The 14407-nt window shown below is 36.6% G+C and carries 15 protein-coding genes, 1 rRNA gene and 1 pseudogene; 13 read left to right on the forward strand and 4 right to left on the reverse strand.

The genetic code is table 11. From position 1 onward, the window contains the following. The 4 genes and pseudogenes from ACK4M9_RS21585 to ACK4M9_RS21600 all read left to right on the forward strand — a co-directional run. Window positions 1-188: hypothetical protein (locus ACK4M9_RS21585; RefSeq protein WP_409854843.1), on the forward strand; the 188-nt coding region annotated here is incomplete at its 5' end. Beyond that, window positions 161-478, forward strand: a pseudogene (locus ACK4M9_RS21590) (FAD-dependent oxidoreductase); the annotation flags it as partial. The gene ACK4M9_RS21585 and the pseudogene ACK4M9_RS21590, both read left to right, overlap by 28 nt. A 141-nt stretch (window positions 479-619) precedes the next feature. Continuing rightward, entirely contained in the window at window positions 620-1102 is a 483-nt protein-coding gene (locus ACK4M9_RS21595; protein WP_409854844.1) for an NUDIX hydrolase, read from the forward strand. A 140-nt stretch (window positions 1103-1242) separates the two neighbouring features. Then, complete coding sequence (locus ACK4M9_RS21600; RefSeq protein ID WP_409854845.1) at window positions 1243-1392, forward strand: YuiA family protein; 150 nt, start codon at window positions 1243-1245, stop codon at window positions 1390-1392. Between the two features lie 161 nt (window positions 1393-1553). Here the strand turns inward: ACK4M9_RS21600 and ACK4M9_RS21605 are convergent, their stop codons facing one another. Further along, window positions 1554-1871 (reverse strand): YuiB family protein, encoded by a 318-nt coding sequence (locus ACK4M9_RS21605; RefSeq protein WP_409854857.1) that lies wholly within the window; start codon window positions 1869-1871, stop codon window positions 1554-1556. A gap of 385 nt (window positions 1872-2256) precedes the next feature. On the opposite strand from ACK4M9_RS21605, the gene ACK4M9_RS21610 reads away from it, so the two are divergent. Further along, window positions 2257-2973: a 3D domain-containing protein gene (locus ACK4M9_RS21610; RefSeq protein ID WP_409854846.1), complete on the forward strand. Its 717-nt coding sequence runs from the start codon at window positions 2257-2259 to the stop codon at window positions 2971-2973. 162 nt (window positions 2974-3135) lie between these two features. Here the strand turns inward: ACK4M9_RS21610 and ACK4M9_RS21615 are convergent, their stop codons facing one another. Beyond that, on the reverse strand, window positions 3136-3918 hold the full coding sequence (locus tag ACK4M9_RS21615) for a cobalamin-binding protein (RefSeq protein ID WP_409854847.1): 783 nt from the start codon (window positions 3916-3918) through the stop codon (window positions 3136-3138). A 157-nt stretch (window positions 3919-4075) separates the two neighbouring features. Then, entirely contained in the window at window positions 4076-4552 is a 477-nt protein-coding gene (locus tag ACK4M9_RS21620) for a divergent PAP2 family protein (protein WP_409854848.1), read from the reverse strand. A gap of 270 nt (window positions 4553-4822) precedes the next feature. Between ACK4M9_RS21620 and ACK4M9_RS21625 the strand changes: the two genes are divergently transcribed. From ACK4M9_RS21625 to ACK4M9_RS21650, 6 genes are all read left to right on the forward strand, one after another. Next, a complete protein-coding gene (locus ACK4M9_RS21625) occupies window positions 4823-6310 on the forward strand; it encodes a leucyl aminopeptidase (RefSeq protein WP_409854849.1) in 1488 nt (495 codons plus the stop codon). A 399-nt stretch (window positions 6311-6709) separates the two neighbouring features. After that, the gene (locus ACK4M9_RS21630) at window positions 6710-7231 is read left to right on the forward strand and encodes a TRAP transporter small permease (protein ID WP_409854850.1); all 522 of its coding nucleotides are present in this window, start codon (window positions 6710-6712) and stop codon (window positions 7229-7231) included. A 33-nt stretch (window positions 7232-7264) separates the two neighbouring features. Further along, a complete protein-coding gene (locus ACK4M9_RS21635; RefSeq protein ID WP_409854851.1) occupies window positions 7265-8539 on the forward strand; it encodes a TRAP transporter large permease in 1275 nt (424 codons plus the stop codon). Between the two features lie 48 nt (window positions 8540-8587). After that, window positions 8588-9640 carry a DctP family TRAP transporter solute-binding subunit gene (locus ACK4M9_RS21640; protein WP_409854852.1) on the forward strand — a complete coding sequence of 351 codons (1053 nt, stop codon included), beginning with the start codon at window positions 8588-8590 and terminating at the stop codon, window positions 9638-9640. Window positions 9641-10032: 392 nt separating this feature from the next. Next, window positions 10033-11355 (forward strand): Na+/H+ antiporter family protein, encoded by a 1323-nt coding sequence (locus tag ACK4M9_RS21645; protein ID WP_409854853.1) that lies wholly within the window; start codon window positions 10033-10035, stop codon window positions 11353-11355. Between the two features lie 333 nt (window positions 11356-11688). Further along, window positions 11689-12318, forward strand: a complete 630-nt coding sequence (locus ACK4M9_RS21650; protein WP_409854854.1) for a hypothetical protein — start codon at window positions 11689-11691, stop codon at window positions 12316-12318. A gap of 86 nt (window positions 12319-12404) precedes the next feature. On the opposite strand, the gene ACK4M9_RS21655 is transcribed toward ACK4M9_RS21650, so the two are convergent. Beyond that, window positions 12405-12995 (reverse strand): biotin transporter BioY, encoded by a 591-nt coding sequence (locus ACK4M9_RS21655; protein WP_409854855.1) that lies wholly within the window; start codon window positions 12993-12995, stop codon window positions 12405-12407. A gap of 193 nt (window positions 12996-13188) precedes the next feature. Between ACK4M9_RS21655 and ACK4M9_RS21660 the strand changes: the two genes are divergently transcribed. Both ACK4M9_RS21660 and ACK4M9_RS21665 read left to right on the forward strand, forming a co-directional pair. Beyond that, window positions 13189-13815 (forward strand): pyridoxamine 5'-phosphate oxidase family protein, encoded by a 627-nt coding sequence (locus ACK4M9_RS21660; RefSeq protein WP_409854856.1) that lies wholly within the window; start codon window positions 13189-13191, stop codon window positions 13813-13815. 408 nt (window positions 13816-14223) lie between these two features. Then, a 16S ribosomal RNA gene (locus ACK4M9_RS21665) occupies window positions 14224-14407 on the forward strand; the annotation flags it as partial.

Consider the following 14407-nt stretch of genomic DNA (forward strand, 5'->3'; position numbering starts at 1 on the left):
TTATGCTTGTCATACTTATGATTATGTCTATTGCATTTTATGTAATGATAACGATTGCCCTACCGTCACACTTCTTTGAGTATATGTCGGTGGGCGAGTATTTAATTTTTATCCTTTTTTATGAGCACCTGTTTTTACGTTTTTATTTCTATTCGTTGTTTGCGCGCTTATTATTAATGAAGAGTTAAATCGACCGTATCCGCCAACTGCTCAAATTGCTATTCAGCAATCGTATACAGTTGCGAAAAATTTAATTTCCTTAATTTCTGGAAATGACAATTTAGAAACATTTAAACCGGATATTAAAGGTACTGTAGCTTCATTAGGTGGCAAAGAAGCAATTGGAATCGTTGGGTCGAAAAAGCTATACGGTTCATCTGCCTCAACAATGAAGAAAATCATTGATAATCGTTACCTTTATCTTTTAGGTGGCTTACCATTAGTAGTTAAAAAAGGGAAGTTAAATTTATTCTCTTAATATATCGCCCCAACAATTTAGGAGCTGACTCAACGGATATTGAGTTAGCTCTTTTATTTTTTGGGACCTTTCTCTTTAAATATAAAATTTCTTATTATAATATTAATTAAACTAAATAGGGGGAATTATTCTAGGGGAGGAATGAAGGTGAAAAAGGATCGTAGTAATGTTTGGCTAGCAGCAGCAGGTATCGTTATTAAGGATGAAAAATGGCTAGTTGTCAAAAAGAAGTATGGTGGTTTAAAAGATCTTTGGTCATTTCCAGCTGGCTTTGTTCATGAAGGAGAAACCGTTGATCAAGCAGCGGTAAGGGAAGTAGAAGAAGAAACTGGTATTAAGACGAAAGTGGTTGATATTATTGGTCTCAGGACGGGTGTAATTAAAGAAACAATTAGTGACAATCTGATCGTATTCTTATTAGAAGAAACTGGTGGTAGGCTAGCTGTTCAAGCAGGAGAAATTGAAGAGGTTGCTTTTATGACGAGAGATGAATTAGAACAGGATCCCAATACATCAATGATGGTTCACTTATTTCTAAAACAACTACAGGAAAAATCGTTCCAAACCTTAACTCCAGATCCTGGAGATGTGTTCCAGTATACGAGTTATAAAATATTTTACTAAAACTTCAAAATAATCTGAAAATTTAAGGGAATGCAAAATGATAGCGCTTTTATGCGTTAAATTGCGTGGATTTGGAACTTTTCAAAAATTACTGTGACTGCTATATTTACATAAAAGTAATATATAGGAGGGCGATCCAATTGGGGAAAGTAAAACTTGGTGCAAATGATTGTCCATATTGTGCAGGAAAAGGTTATTTTCAATTGTTGTTAGGTGGATCGGAAACTTGTGAGTGTTGCCAAGGAACAGGTGAGAAGGCTAAAGGAGAACAAGAAAAATGTACCCTCTAATGAGTGGTACATTTTTTTATGGTGAGTTAATGAATTTCATCATTCATTATTTTCGCTATTAAGTTCTAAATGTAGTTGCGTAGAAACCAATCGCAACTACACTCAGATTGATATAGCTCGATTGAGCCAATAATGAAATTCACTAGAGTACATAAAAATTCTTAAAACATTTGATAGCCTTTTGACCTTAGGACCTTATTAGCAAGGCCCGCAAGAAGTGCCCCAGCCATTCCAGCGGATAAAATAACAATATCTGCAATCTGGAGTGAAATTAATTTGCTTCCTAAAGCTGAAAAAGAGCTAATTGGTGCAGTAATGTATTCGAAAACACTAACATCATCAACGATGCGAATGACAACAATAGGATAAATAATAGCCATAAACCATGTTGACCTTAGCAACATATTTAATAAAAAGCCAATTCCAAAGAATAAAACGATAAATAATAAGATCGAAATAATTAATTGTGGAATGCTTATCAAGATTTCACCCCCATATGTAAAGCCTTCATCATAAGAATATAACACAAGTTTACTTAAAGCGATAACACTTCGTCAAATTCTAACCTAAGTAATTCTAGTTAGAACCTATTGAATTGTTAGATAGCTTCTTAGAAAATGTCTCTAGATTTCATAAAGCATACAATAAAATTCGTTAGAGTTTTACAGCGAAGAGAAAAGGATTCTAGTGACTTTTGATTAAAGATTGTGGAGGCAAGGTTTCGCCGCCATGGTTTTCTGTGATAATATAGTTTTTCTAAAGTTGTCGATAACGAAATATTTAGAAAAATTAACTTTTTTCTTTTCTCTTTGTATAAACTTCACTCTTTTTGGAGAAGATTACACATTGAGAGGAGTGAAAAAAATGGAAATCGTTACAATGATTTTTAGACGAGTAACAATGACAGTTTTATTTAGTGTGGCTTTGTTAACAACATTTGAATCAATTTCGGGTGTAAGTGCGAATCAAGTGACAAATTGGTGGTTGACTGAGGAGTTTTCAATTCCTACTAAAGTTGAAGAAGAGAAACATAGTCTAGATGCTAGCTTAAAAAAGTATACACCAACTAATAGAAGTTTACCGATGTTTAGTAGTGAAACGAAGTTTTTAAGTAGTCAAGAGGTTGTGGAATCAGAACCAATTTCGCTAGAGGAAGCCATTGATTGGAGTCAGTATCCTTCACAAAAAGTGGTGGCGACAGGTTATACAGCAGGTTATGAATCAACTGGGAAGCGTCCTGGTCATCCGCAGTATGGGATCACCTTTTCAGGGGTAACTGTAAAGCGAGATCTATATTCAACAATTGCAGCTGATACAAAGGTCTTTCCGATTGGATCAATTCTCTTTATCCCTGGTTATGGATATGGGGTTGTAGCTGATACAGGTTCAGCTATTAAAGGAAATAAAATCGATCTGTACTACGAGACGGTTCAAGATGTTTTCGACCAATGGGGCAAGAAAGAAGTAGAAGTTTATGTAGTAGAAAGAGGTAGTGGACGTTTAACGGAAGAGCATTTGCAAAACTTGAATGAAGCAGAAGCAGTTCAAGTTTTCCGTAGACAATTGTCATTTGCAAACTAAAAATAAAAAGGTGTCAGGCGTGCCTACCTTGTAAATAGTATTTACAGAAAAGTTCACTTTCTTCGATTGGATGTTTTGTGTAGATCAAATTTACATATGTGTTGTTGAAAGTGAACTTTCATTGGTGCCTGGCACCTTTTTATTTTTATAGGTGCTAGGCACCTATTTTTTATGTTCGCTTGTTTTGTTTAATATAGTGGACAATCTCTTTATTCCTTCAATAAGCCTTGGTGAAGGGCGACAAAATAGTGACTCTTCAAGAATGTAAATGTTATTGTTTTGAATAGCTGTAATTGTAGCGGCATTTTCTCGTTTAATGATATGCTTTATGTTCATTTTTTCTTCCTTTACACCTACCCAAACCATACAAATATGATCAGGGTTCTTTGCGATGACTTCCTCCCAAGTAACTTGCACGTTTGCTTTGTCATAGTCGCAAAAGCAGTTTTTCCCGCCGACAATTTCACTTACTTCTGTTAACCAATTTGCTTTTCCAGGTGTGAATATTGGTTTTGGCCACCATTCCCAATAAATACTACCATTTTTATCCTCTTGATGGGATTCCTTATAGTCTTCAATTTCCTTTTTAAATTGGTTAGCGATTTCTTGGGCACTTTCAATGCACCCTGTTTTTTCACCAACGAATAAAAGGTTTTCGTAAATATCCATTAAAGAGTTTGGATTTAAGACAATGTGAGGGATGTTCCTCCTTTTTAATTGTTCAACGTTTCTTTCCATTCCTGGTACGCTAAGTGATGCCAATACCAAGTCTGGTTTAAGTTCTTCAAGTTTATCCATATTAATGTTCAAGTCTGGACCTAGACGAGGTAATTTATTGATTTGTTCAGGCCAATCCGAATAGTCATCAACAGCTATAATTTGGTCAGTTAAACCTAAGTAGGCAAGAAGTTCGGTGTTGCTAGGGCAGATCGAAATAAGTCTCATGTATTTTCCTCCTAAAAAAAGAGGCTATCCCATAGTAAAGTGTCAGAACCTCGGCTACTAAATAGATTGTGTACAAATATAAACTTCTATATGGTATCACGTTGAGGTGTGCTTACACTTATGGGAAAGTCTCTTCGTTGTTATTCTGCTTATACAGTTAGAATAGTAAAAAGTGTAAAAATAAAGTTAGTAAAATGCCAGTAAGTCCTCCAAAGAAAACTTCAATTGGTTGATGTCCTAACAATTCCTTTAGTTCTTTTTGCTTCTCTTGCTCTTCTTTTTGCGGCCAAGTTTTCACTTCTGTTACAAGTTTGTTAAAATCTTCGACTAAACGATTCAAAACAGTAGCTTGTTCACCCGCATGTCTACGAACGCCAGAGGCATCGAACATGACGATGATTCCGAAGATTGCAGAGATGGCAAAATATGGCGATCCTAACCCCTCTTCAAGACCAACGGCTGTAGCTAATGCGGTGACAGCTCCGGAGTGTGAACTAGGCATTCCTCCAGTACTAGTTAAGAGTGACCAATCAAATTTTCTAGTTGCGATATATTGAAGTGGTACTTTAATGAATTGGGCAAATCCGATCGCGATTAATGCGGCCCATAATGGGAAATTTGTTAGTAGTTCCATAATTGCTTCCTTTCTTAGTCTATTCAAGTAGCTACTTTTATTTGTTTCACATGGTTAGTTTCTATTATCTTCTCATTCCCAATTTGGCTCATACCTAAAAGTATTTTTAGTCGTTCGGTATATGGTAATAATTTCTCCGTTAAAATTTAGACGTGATGCTTATATTATAACAGATATTTTTTTTATCGAATAATATTAGTTTCTCGAAATAAATAGATGAACAAGCTATAATATTATAGAATGAAAACTTAGGATGAGGAGTGAAGTATTTTGTTTAAGGTTAAAGATGGAGATGTACTTGCAAAGAGATTAGGAGCGATAGTTGTTGGTCTTTTTGAAGATGATAAAAAGCCTGATGGAATTGTAAGGGAAATTGATAAGAAATTAGATGGCTACCTCGTTGAGTTATTAGCGGAAAAACAGCTGTCTTCAGGATTTAAGAAAGTTTACAAAATACATACGTTCGGAAAGCTTGAATCAAAAGTTATTTATTTTGTCGGTCTTGGTAAAAAAGCAGAATTGACGTTTGAAAGAGTTCGTGAAGCGTTTGCTGTCGTTTCGAAAAATTTAACAAAAGACGAGCAGGTAGAAGTTGCAGTTGCCTTAGATACGTTTTTAACAGAAGAGAAAAATAATCAAGTTTTTGCTAAAGCTTTAGCAGAGGCGTTTGTGCTGACGAGCTATCGAACAGAGACGTATAAGCAGAAGCAGGCTGAGCAAAAATCACTTGAAAAAGTAGTAGTATACACGTCACTAGATGAAGATGCTGTTGAGGAAGCGTTAATCGTTGGTGAATCTTTTGGAGCGGGAACAAATTTTGCTCGTGCTCTTGTGAACGCACCAGGAAACTACATGACACCAACTGACTTAGCGGTAAAAGCGAAAGAGATCGCTGATCGTTATGGTATGGAATACTCAGTGCTTGAAAAAGAGGAGATGGAGAAGCTTGGGATGGGTGCACTTTTAGCAGTTGCCAAAGGTTCTGACCAACCTCCGAAAATGATTGTCCTTAAATATCGTGGCAAAGAAAAATGGGAAAATGTTTTAAGTTTTGTAGGGAAAGGTTTAACCTTTGACGCTGGTGGTATTTCCATTAAGCCTGCAGCAAACATGCATGAAATGAAAATGGATATGGGTGGAGCTGCTTCAGTTTTAGGAGCTATGGAAGTAATCGGGGCCCTTAAGCCAGATGTAAACGTTATGGCCGTTATTCCTTCTTCGGAAAACCTAATTAACGGTAGTGCCTTAAAGCCTGGTGATGTTATTACTTCGTTAAGTGGCAGAACGATAGAGGTTCGTAATACAGATGCAGAGGGTCGTTTAATTTTAGCTGACGCTGTTACTTATGCTAAACAGTTAGGTGCAGATTATATTGTTGATGTCGCGACTTTAACAGGTGCGGTAATAGTTGCGTTAGCAGGGATTACAACAGGTGCGATTACAAATGATGAAGATCTAATGGAGGATGTATTAGTTGCAGCTGGTGAAGCAGGGGAATATTTATGGAGATTACCGAATTTTGATCCATATAAAGAAATGCTTCGTTCTAGTGATGTTGCAGACTTAAATAATTCTCCAGGTCGTGAAGGTGGAAGTATTACTGCAGGATTATTTATTGGTGAATTTGCCGAGGATACACCATGGGTACATTTAGATATTGCAGGAACGGCTTGGTCGAAAAGTGAAAGTGTATTTGGACCAAAGGGTGGAACAGGAGCAATGGTTCGCACACTTGCAACGCTGGCAAGAAACTTTTAATACGATAAAACTGGTCTCTTAAACGGGACCAGTTTTTTATTGTTTTGCAGAAAATATGCTTTTCCAGCTAACTAAGGCGCTTGCACTTTGTTCTTTGAGTTAAGAAATAAGGGTTTATATAAAGTGCCTCGAGTTGTGTAGGAAATAGGAGCAGTTAGGAGTATCTTTCTATAATTGTTCTTTGATGAGTGTAGATAGCTAATTACCAAAAAATATCCAAACTTACAGCTGAATTTCATGTTTGAGCCAAAAAATGAACTGGTATATGATGGGTGTGCGGACTTTCTGAAATAACGGATTAGTTGTTCTCCTTCATCTACAACCCATTGTAAAAACAAGAGTTTGCCACTAATTAAACCGACTATATAGAGATGATTACTATGATAAGGAGGGGTGGGATTGAAGTTTATTAGAAAAATGGACCGGTTTCTGATGAAAATAGAAACGTTTATTTTGAGTTACGCGATTATTTTAATTGCTGTGATGGTTGTCGGAAACGTTTTTACAAGGGCGTTACCAGTGAAAAGTTGGTCATTTGCTGCGGAGGTAAGTCAGTTTGCCGTCATAATCGCTACATTTATGGGGATTAGCTATGCAGCGCGAAAAGGTCGACATATTCGAATGAGTGCATTTTTCGATTTAGCACCAAAGTCAGTTAAAAAGATACTAGCAATTGTCATTTCTTTAGTAACAGCCATTGTATTACTTGTCTTAGCTTATTATTCATATCAATACGCTATTTGGATCAAAGGTATGGGGAGAGTAACAACGGCTATGCAAGTTCCTGCCTATTTTATGGTTGCCTTTGTACCAATCGGTTTAACACTAGGTGCCATTCAATTTTTACGGAATATGTGGATCAACATTAAGGAAGAGGAGGTTTATATCGCTACTGAGAAAAAAGACTTTTCAGAAGTCTAATAACAAAAAAATCATAGAGAGGAACTACAAAATATGGTTGCAACGTTGTTAATTATCATGGTTGTATTACTGTTGTTAGGCTTTCCGATGATGATTCCGTTAATTGCTGCACCGTTAATCGTTTTACTTATTTACTTCCCTAATATCGATGCGATCTTTATGATTCAGCAAATGATGGAAGGGGTAAGTGGTTATGTTCTATTAGCGGTTCCGCTGTTTATCTTTGCGGCTGATATTATGTCGACCGGACAAACATCGAAACGGCTATTAGACTTTGTTGGTTCTTTTGTTGGTCATGTCAGAGGTGGCTATGCGATCACAACAGCTGCAGCGTGTACACTTTTCGGATCGATTTCTGGTTCAACTCAGGCGACTGTTGTTGCAATAGGCAAACCGATGCGGCAACGGCTATTATCCATTGGGTATAAAGACTCCCATGCGATTGCTTTAATCATCAATGCTAGTGATGTCGCTTTATTAATTCCACCTAGTATTGGCATGATTGTCTATGCTGTAGTATCAGGAACGTCGGTTGGTGATCTGTTTATTGCTGGTATCGGACCGGGAGTACTTATTTTCTTATTTTTTTCGATTTATAGTTACTTTCACGCAAAGCATTATCGTATTCCACTAGCAGATAAAGCAACGTGGAACGAACGCCTTCAATTTACGAAAAAAGCGTTATTTCCATTGGGGTTTCCGATTATTATCGTTGGTGGTATTTATTCAGGGACTTTTACACCGACAGAAGCTGCTGGGGTCTCCGTTTTATATGCATTAATTATAGAGCTTTTTATCTTCCGCTCGATTAAATTCAAAGAAATTCCTAATATCGCGTTATCTACAGGGTTAGTAACATCGGCGGTGTTTGTACTTGTAGCTGGAGGTCAGGCTTTTTCTTGGGTGATATCATATGCTAGAATTCCGCAAATGGTGACAGGAGCCGTATTGCCTGTTGATCCATCGGCCCTTCATGTTCTAATCATTGTTGCAATCTTCTTCTTTATTGGCTGTATGTTTGTCGATCCGATTGTTGTAATTTTAATTTTAACACCTATCTTTTATCCAGTAGCAATGGCGGCAGGAGTTGATCCGGTTCATTTGGGTGTAGTGATTACATTCCAGGCAGCTTTAGGATCTGCGACACCACCATTTGGAGTCGATATATTTACGGCAAGTGCCGTTTTCAATAGATCCTACCTTGATGTTATTCGTGGGACACCACCGTACATCATCATGCTAATTATCGTTTCAATATTGGTCATTCTTTTTGAAGATATTTCGTTATTTTATCGTTACTTATTTTAAATACCCGGGTCATCCGGTGTAAATAAAAAATATAAATGGGGGTATTTGATGTTTTTTAACAAGAAAAAGGTATTGTTCGTAGTTATCGCATTTGTACTTAGTTTGCTTTTAGTTGCTTGTGGTAGTGAGTCTACTGGTGGTGAAGGAGAAGTCACATATAATTGGAAGTTTGTTACAGAAGAACAGCAAGGTCAAGTGCAGTATGAATATGCAGCAGAGTTTGCCAAGCGTCTTCATGAAAAGTCTGATGGGCAAATCAATATCGAAGTTTACGAGTTTGGTGGACTGGGAAGTGAAGTAAACCAAGTTGAGCTTTTACAAAGTGGTGGTGTTGAATTTGCGATAGTCTCTCCAGGCTTTACAGGAACGATGGTAAGTGAGGGGCAGCTATTTGCTTTGCACTTCTTGTTTACAGATGATATGCAATTAAATCAAAAGATTTTAGATGAAAGTGAAGCGCTGAATGTTCATCTAACTGAAAAGTATGAGAAATTTAACATTAAACCACTTGCCTATTGGACAGAAGGGGCGATGCAGTGGACTGGTGATCGACCGTTAACGACACCGGATGATTTTGTAGGCTTTAAAATGAGAACACAAACATCGCCACTCATTCTTCGTTCATATGAAGCGTATGGGGCCGATCCAACAGAATTAAGCTGGGGGGAATTATATACGAGTCTTCAGCAAGGGGTCGTTCAAGGGCAGGAAAATCCAATCTTCTTTATTGAAGATGCAAAGTTTCATGAGGTTCAAGATTATATGATGATCTCAGAACATAATATCTATGTAGCGATGACTACAGTAAATACAGATTTCTTTGCAGGCTTGCCTAGCGATATCCAGGAGTTAATCTTAGAAACTGTAGAAGAGATGCGTCCGGTAGCTTATGAGATGCAAGAACGAATGAACGATGAGCTATTAGGTGCAATTGAAAACAATGATCGCCATCCAACCGAAATTATTAACTTGACCAGTGAGCAAAGAGAAGCTTTCCGTGAAAAAGCGATTCCTGTTCGTGAATTCTTTATTAATGAAGTAGGCGAAGACGGGAAGAAGATTTTGGAAATGCTTATTGCAGAAATTGAAGCTGCACAGTAACTATATCGAAAAACTTAGAAGTAGTGAAGTCGTAATTGCCTTTAGTAGTAGACACAATAAAAAACCTAGTCAGGTCATGCCTGATTAGGTTTTTAATGTTTCTAGGCCTGTTTCATTGGTATGAAAAGCTATTTATTGAGTACTTACTATATGTCGTTGGATTTCCTAGAACGAGACTCAAAAATCCGTTAGAGTTTAAAGCGAAGAGAAAGGAAATCCAGCGACTTTTAAAATCGAGATGGTAACGGCTTATTTTGGCCGCCGTGTTTCTTTTATGTATTATAATTCTCCTAAAATATTTTATTGACATAATACTAGTTTCGATGATAAATTATTTAATGGTTTAACACGTTATCGATTTATCAGAGTAAAGTATAGAAAGAGGAGAAAAAATGAATGCAGTTTTAGTTGCGGTTTTAGTCATGTTAATCTTAAGTTTAGTTCGAGTTCATGTTGTGATTTCTTTGCTCTTAGGGGCGATCATTGGTGGATTAGTCGCCGGATTGGACTTGATGGAGACGATTAAAATTTTTACGGAAGGATTAGGTGGTAGTGCTACTGTTGCATTAAGTTATGCTCTATTAGGTGCTTTTGCCATTGCGATTTCGAAAACCGGTTTACCAAGAGTGATCGTTGACTTTGCGGTCAAACTGGTGGGTAAAGAAGGAGAAAGCAGAAATAAGAGTCTATCGAAAGTATTAATTATCTTCGTTATTTTTACAATCTCTTGTTCCTCCCAAAATTTAGTTCCAATTCATATTGCTTTTATTCCGATCTTAATTCCACCGCTGTTACAGGTATTTAATGAGTTGAAAATAGACCGTCGTGCGATTGCGACTATCATCACCTTCGGGTTAAAAGCGCCGTATATTCTCTTGCCGGCAGGGTTCGGGTTACTCTTTCACGGAATTATCGAAACGAACATGGCTGAAAGTGGTTTAGAGATAGCGATGGCTGATATTCCAAAGGCTTTATTAATCCCGACTATAGGTATGGTAGTTGGTTTAGTGGTTGCTCTGATATTCACATACCGAAAAGAGCGAACGTATGTGACTGTTCAAACAAATGAAGAAGTAGCTGTCACAGTTGAACCGGTATCAAGTCGTGCGGTTATCGTAGCTGTGATTGCAATTATAGGCTCGTTAATTGTTCAAGTTGAGTATAAATCAATGATCTTAAGTGCTTTGTTCGGTTTAGCGATTTTAATGTTTAGCGGTATGATGAATTTAAAAAGTGCAGAAACGGTTGTAACTGATGGGATGAAAATGATGGCATTCATCGGTTTTGTAATGATTACTGCTTCAGGATTTGCAGCAGTTATACGCGAAACTGGGCATGTAAGTTTATTAGTTGAGCAATCTGTCGGTTTAATAGGTGACAATAAAAGTTTAGCAGCGCTATTAATGCTAGTTGTTGGCTTATTTATCACAATGGGTATAGGTTCGTCGTTTTCGACAATCCCGATTATTGCAACACTATTTGTACCGCTATCGCTTGCGATCGGATTTAGTCCCTTGGCTACCATTGCGTTAATAGGAACGGCGGGTGCATTAGGGGACGCGGGTTCTCCTGCATCAGATAGTACATTAGGACCCACAGCAGGGTTAAATGCTGATGGGCAACATCATCATATCTGGGATACTTGTGTTCCGACGTTTATCCACTTCAATGTCCCGTTAATTATCTTTGGTTGGATTGCGGCAATGGTCTTATAATAATAAGATGTTTAAGAGACTGTCCCATAACTATCAGCGCACCAAAAAGATATATCATCTTCCTGATGGTCGTGAAGGTAACAAAGAAGAAGTTTATGTTATTCAAGGTCATATATATAATGAGAAGAAAGGGGTTCTTAAAAGCATAGCTTTTTGAACCCCTCTTCTATATCTAATAGAAAGAAAAACTAAATAACTTAAAATGGTTTTCATTTTGAGTGATAAGGGGATAGGTTTATATAGATAGAAAAAAGGATTTATTGGAAAAAATTGAAACTTTTTATGGAAACTATACGTCTAATATAGAGAGGATAAAAACAGGGGGGAGATAGTTTGAAAAAAATACTGATATGGGCGGCGGTGATTACGTTATTCTTTATTACTACGTTCATAGGTACAGGAATAGTTAATGAGGAAAAGTTAAAAAGTGATTACTACGTGCTCATTGCCGATATTGGTGAACTATTTAAAGACCATGCCCAAAAAGAAGATTATTTCTATAATCGTTCTTATTCTAGATCGGAAGAGATAGCTCAATTATTAGAGGGGAGAGTAACTGATAAAGGTTTTCATTTAATTGTTCAATCGATATTTGATGAATTTAACGAGTTGTACGTATATAAGCCGCAATATCAAGAGTATATTAGCGATACACGGAACTTCTCGCAGAAACAAAAGGAAACAAACTATTATGATACTGTTCGAGATACGATTTTGAATCCAGCTTTAGGGTTAATACCATTTGAAGCTTTAAAGATCACAAAAGATAAAAATCGAGTAGTAATTACAGGGCAAGATGTATTAGTAGTTTTCTATGATAATCGTGAAAAGTTTGTAGAATATCACCGCTACGCTAGGTTTGGTTTTCCGCCAAGTGATTATATAAGTTTTTCGTTAGCATTTATATATGATAATGGCATATACTTGTTGGACGACTTCATTATTAATCCTCAAGCAATGTAAAAGGTCTATCGCAAACAATTGGCGATAGACCTTTTTAGTGAAAACTTTTGAAAGTGCGGCTTAAAAAAGTCCTTAAAATTTTCTTTTTAAGCGGCAGGTTTAGATGTTAATTTAGATGTTTTATTAACAGCTTTATAAACTTTCGGGCATAGTAACGCAGCAAGAACTGTTACTGCAATATCTTTGTAAAGGAAAACGACCATCCATTTCCAGGCTTCAAGATACGTTAAGTCTTCCATTCCTAAAAAGTATTTGAATGATGCGTACATGTATGTTGTACCAATTACATAGTTCAGTATTAGTCCCACAAAACAGGCAATAAAGAATGTCGTTAAAGTTGGTTTGCTTTTAGCCTCGACGATTTTCCCAGTTACAAAGGCTAGAATAATGAAGGATAAAATAAAACCGAAAGTAGGCCCCATAATAGCAGCATAGCCATTACTAAGTTTTGCAAACACTGGAACCCCAAGGAAACCAACTAATGTGTAAACGATCATCGATAGGCTGCCGAGTCGAGAACCTAATAAAGCTCCGGCTAGGATTGCAAAAAATGTTTGCAATGTTAGTGGGATAGAAGCAATTGTGATAAATGAAGTTGCATTTGCCCCAATTGCCATTAATGCAGCAAACATAGCTACATATGTAATGTCTAAAGCGCGAAATCGTTGTTTAACCACGGATTGTCCACCTCTTCTTTATATTGGTTTACAATTATCATAAAAAACTGAATATTAATTGTCAACTGTTTTATTTCTTTAGTTTACAATCTTCCGTTTAGTAGTCCATGTCATAAAATCGTTTTATTTATGATGAAAAAATACTACTATAATAAATTAAAATTAAGGAAAGTTTAATTAAAGGGTGATTATATTGAGTTTTCAGTTCGGTTCAAATGGAGAAAGAGAATTACAGAAAAGGTTTAAGACGGAAAATTCGGCTGGTGCCTTCTATAGAAATCAAATGGTGAATTATTTAACGTTTGAAATGATGGAGTTTATTAAAGACCAAGAAATGTTGTTTATTTCAACGGCAGATCAATTTGGAAACTGTGATTCTTCGTTTCGTTACGGTGAAGGAGGATTTATTAAAGTTATTAATGAAAAAAATCTAATGTTCCCTGAGTATAAAGGAAACGGTGTCAATGCCAGTCTAGGTAACATTATAGAAAATCCTCACATTGGTCTTTTAATTATTGACTTTTATGATAAAGGGATTGGCTTACATATAAATGGCAAGGTGAGTATATTGGAATTAGAGCAATTAGAAACAACGATTGAAATCTCGTCAACGGTATTAGATGAAGTAAAGGGTGATCGCTATGCTCAACGTTGGGTTGCTGTTGAAGTTGAAGAAGCTTACCTTCATTGTTCAAAGCATATCCCGCTTCTTAAAAAGGTCGATAAAACAATAAGCTGGGGTACAGATGATGCCAAAGCAAAAGGGGGAGACTTTTTTAAAGTGAAAAGATATAAAAAACAAATGAATAATCTTAAATGATGCTGTGCAAATTTAAATGGGAGAAATAGAAAATTCCATGGTTTTTAAATTGATTTCATGTATTGACTTCAGAATAAAAACAAGGTAGAATAAATTTCTGTCAGGCGAGAACGACAAAATAACACAAAAATTATTTTAAAAAGTTCTTGCTAACAAATTGTTATTGTGATATATTAATATATGTCGCCGCAAGCGACGTTGAAAACTTTTTAAAAAAGTATTTGACATCATAAGCTTAGCTATGTTATGATAAAAACCTGTTGTTTTAAAAGGGTTTATCACCGAAAACGACGGACTGCTTTTAGAAAAAGGTATTGTTCTTTGAAAACTGAACACACAGCCAAGCGAATTAAAGAGATAGTAATATCTCGTCAATGTAACGAAAATTTTTGAGCTATATCAAACACTTTTATGGAGAGTTTGATCCTGGCTCAGGACGAACGCTGGCGGCGTGCCTAATACATGCAAGTTGAGCGGAGTTGAAAAAAAGTTTACTTTTTTTCTTCTTAGCGGCGGACGGGTGAGTAACACGTGGGCAACCTGCCCTGTAGACTGGGATAACTTCGGGAAACCGAAGCTAATACCGGATAAT

This window comes from Anaerobacillus sp., from assembly GCF_046314235.1.
Taxonomy (GTDB): Bacteria; Bacillota; Bacilli; order Bacillales; family Anaerobacillaceae; genus Anaerobacillus.

Bases quoted from the DNA above. Each gene is read 5' to 3' on its own strand.
- ACK4M9_RS21595 (WP_409854844.1), top strand. From the start codon at position 620: ATGAAGGTGAAAAAGGATCGTAGTAATGTTTGGCTAGCAGCAGCAGGT.
- ACK4M9_RS21635 (WP_409854851.1), top strand. From the start codon at position 7,265: ATGGTTGCAACGTTGTTAATTATCATGGTTGTATTACTGTTGTTAGGC.
- ACK4M9_RS21645 (WP_409854853.1), top strand. From the start codon at position 10,033: ATGAATGCAGTTTTAGTTGCGGTTTTAGTCATGTTAATCTTAAGTTTA.
- ACK4M9_RS21615 (WP_409854847.1), bottom strand. From the start codon at position 3,918: ATGAGACTTATTTCGATCTGCCCTAGCAACACCGAACTTCTTGCCTAC.
- ACK4M9_RS21610 (WP_409854846.1), top strand. From the start codon at position 2,257: ATGGAAATCGTTACAATGATTTTTAGACGAGTAACAATGACAGTTTTA.
- ACK4M9_RS21620 (WP_409854848.1), bottom strand. From the start codon at position 4,552: ATGGAACTACTAACAAATTTCCCATTATGGGCCGCATTAATCGCGATC.
- ACK4M9_RS21640 (WP_409854852.1), top strand. From the start codon at position 8,588: ATGTTTTTTAACAAGAAAAAGGTATTGTTCGTAGTTATCGCATTTGTA.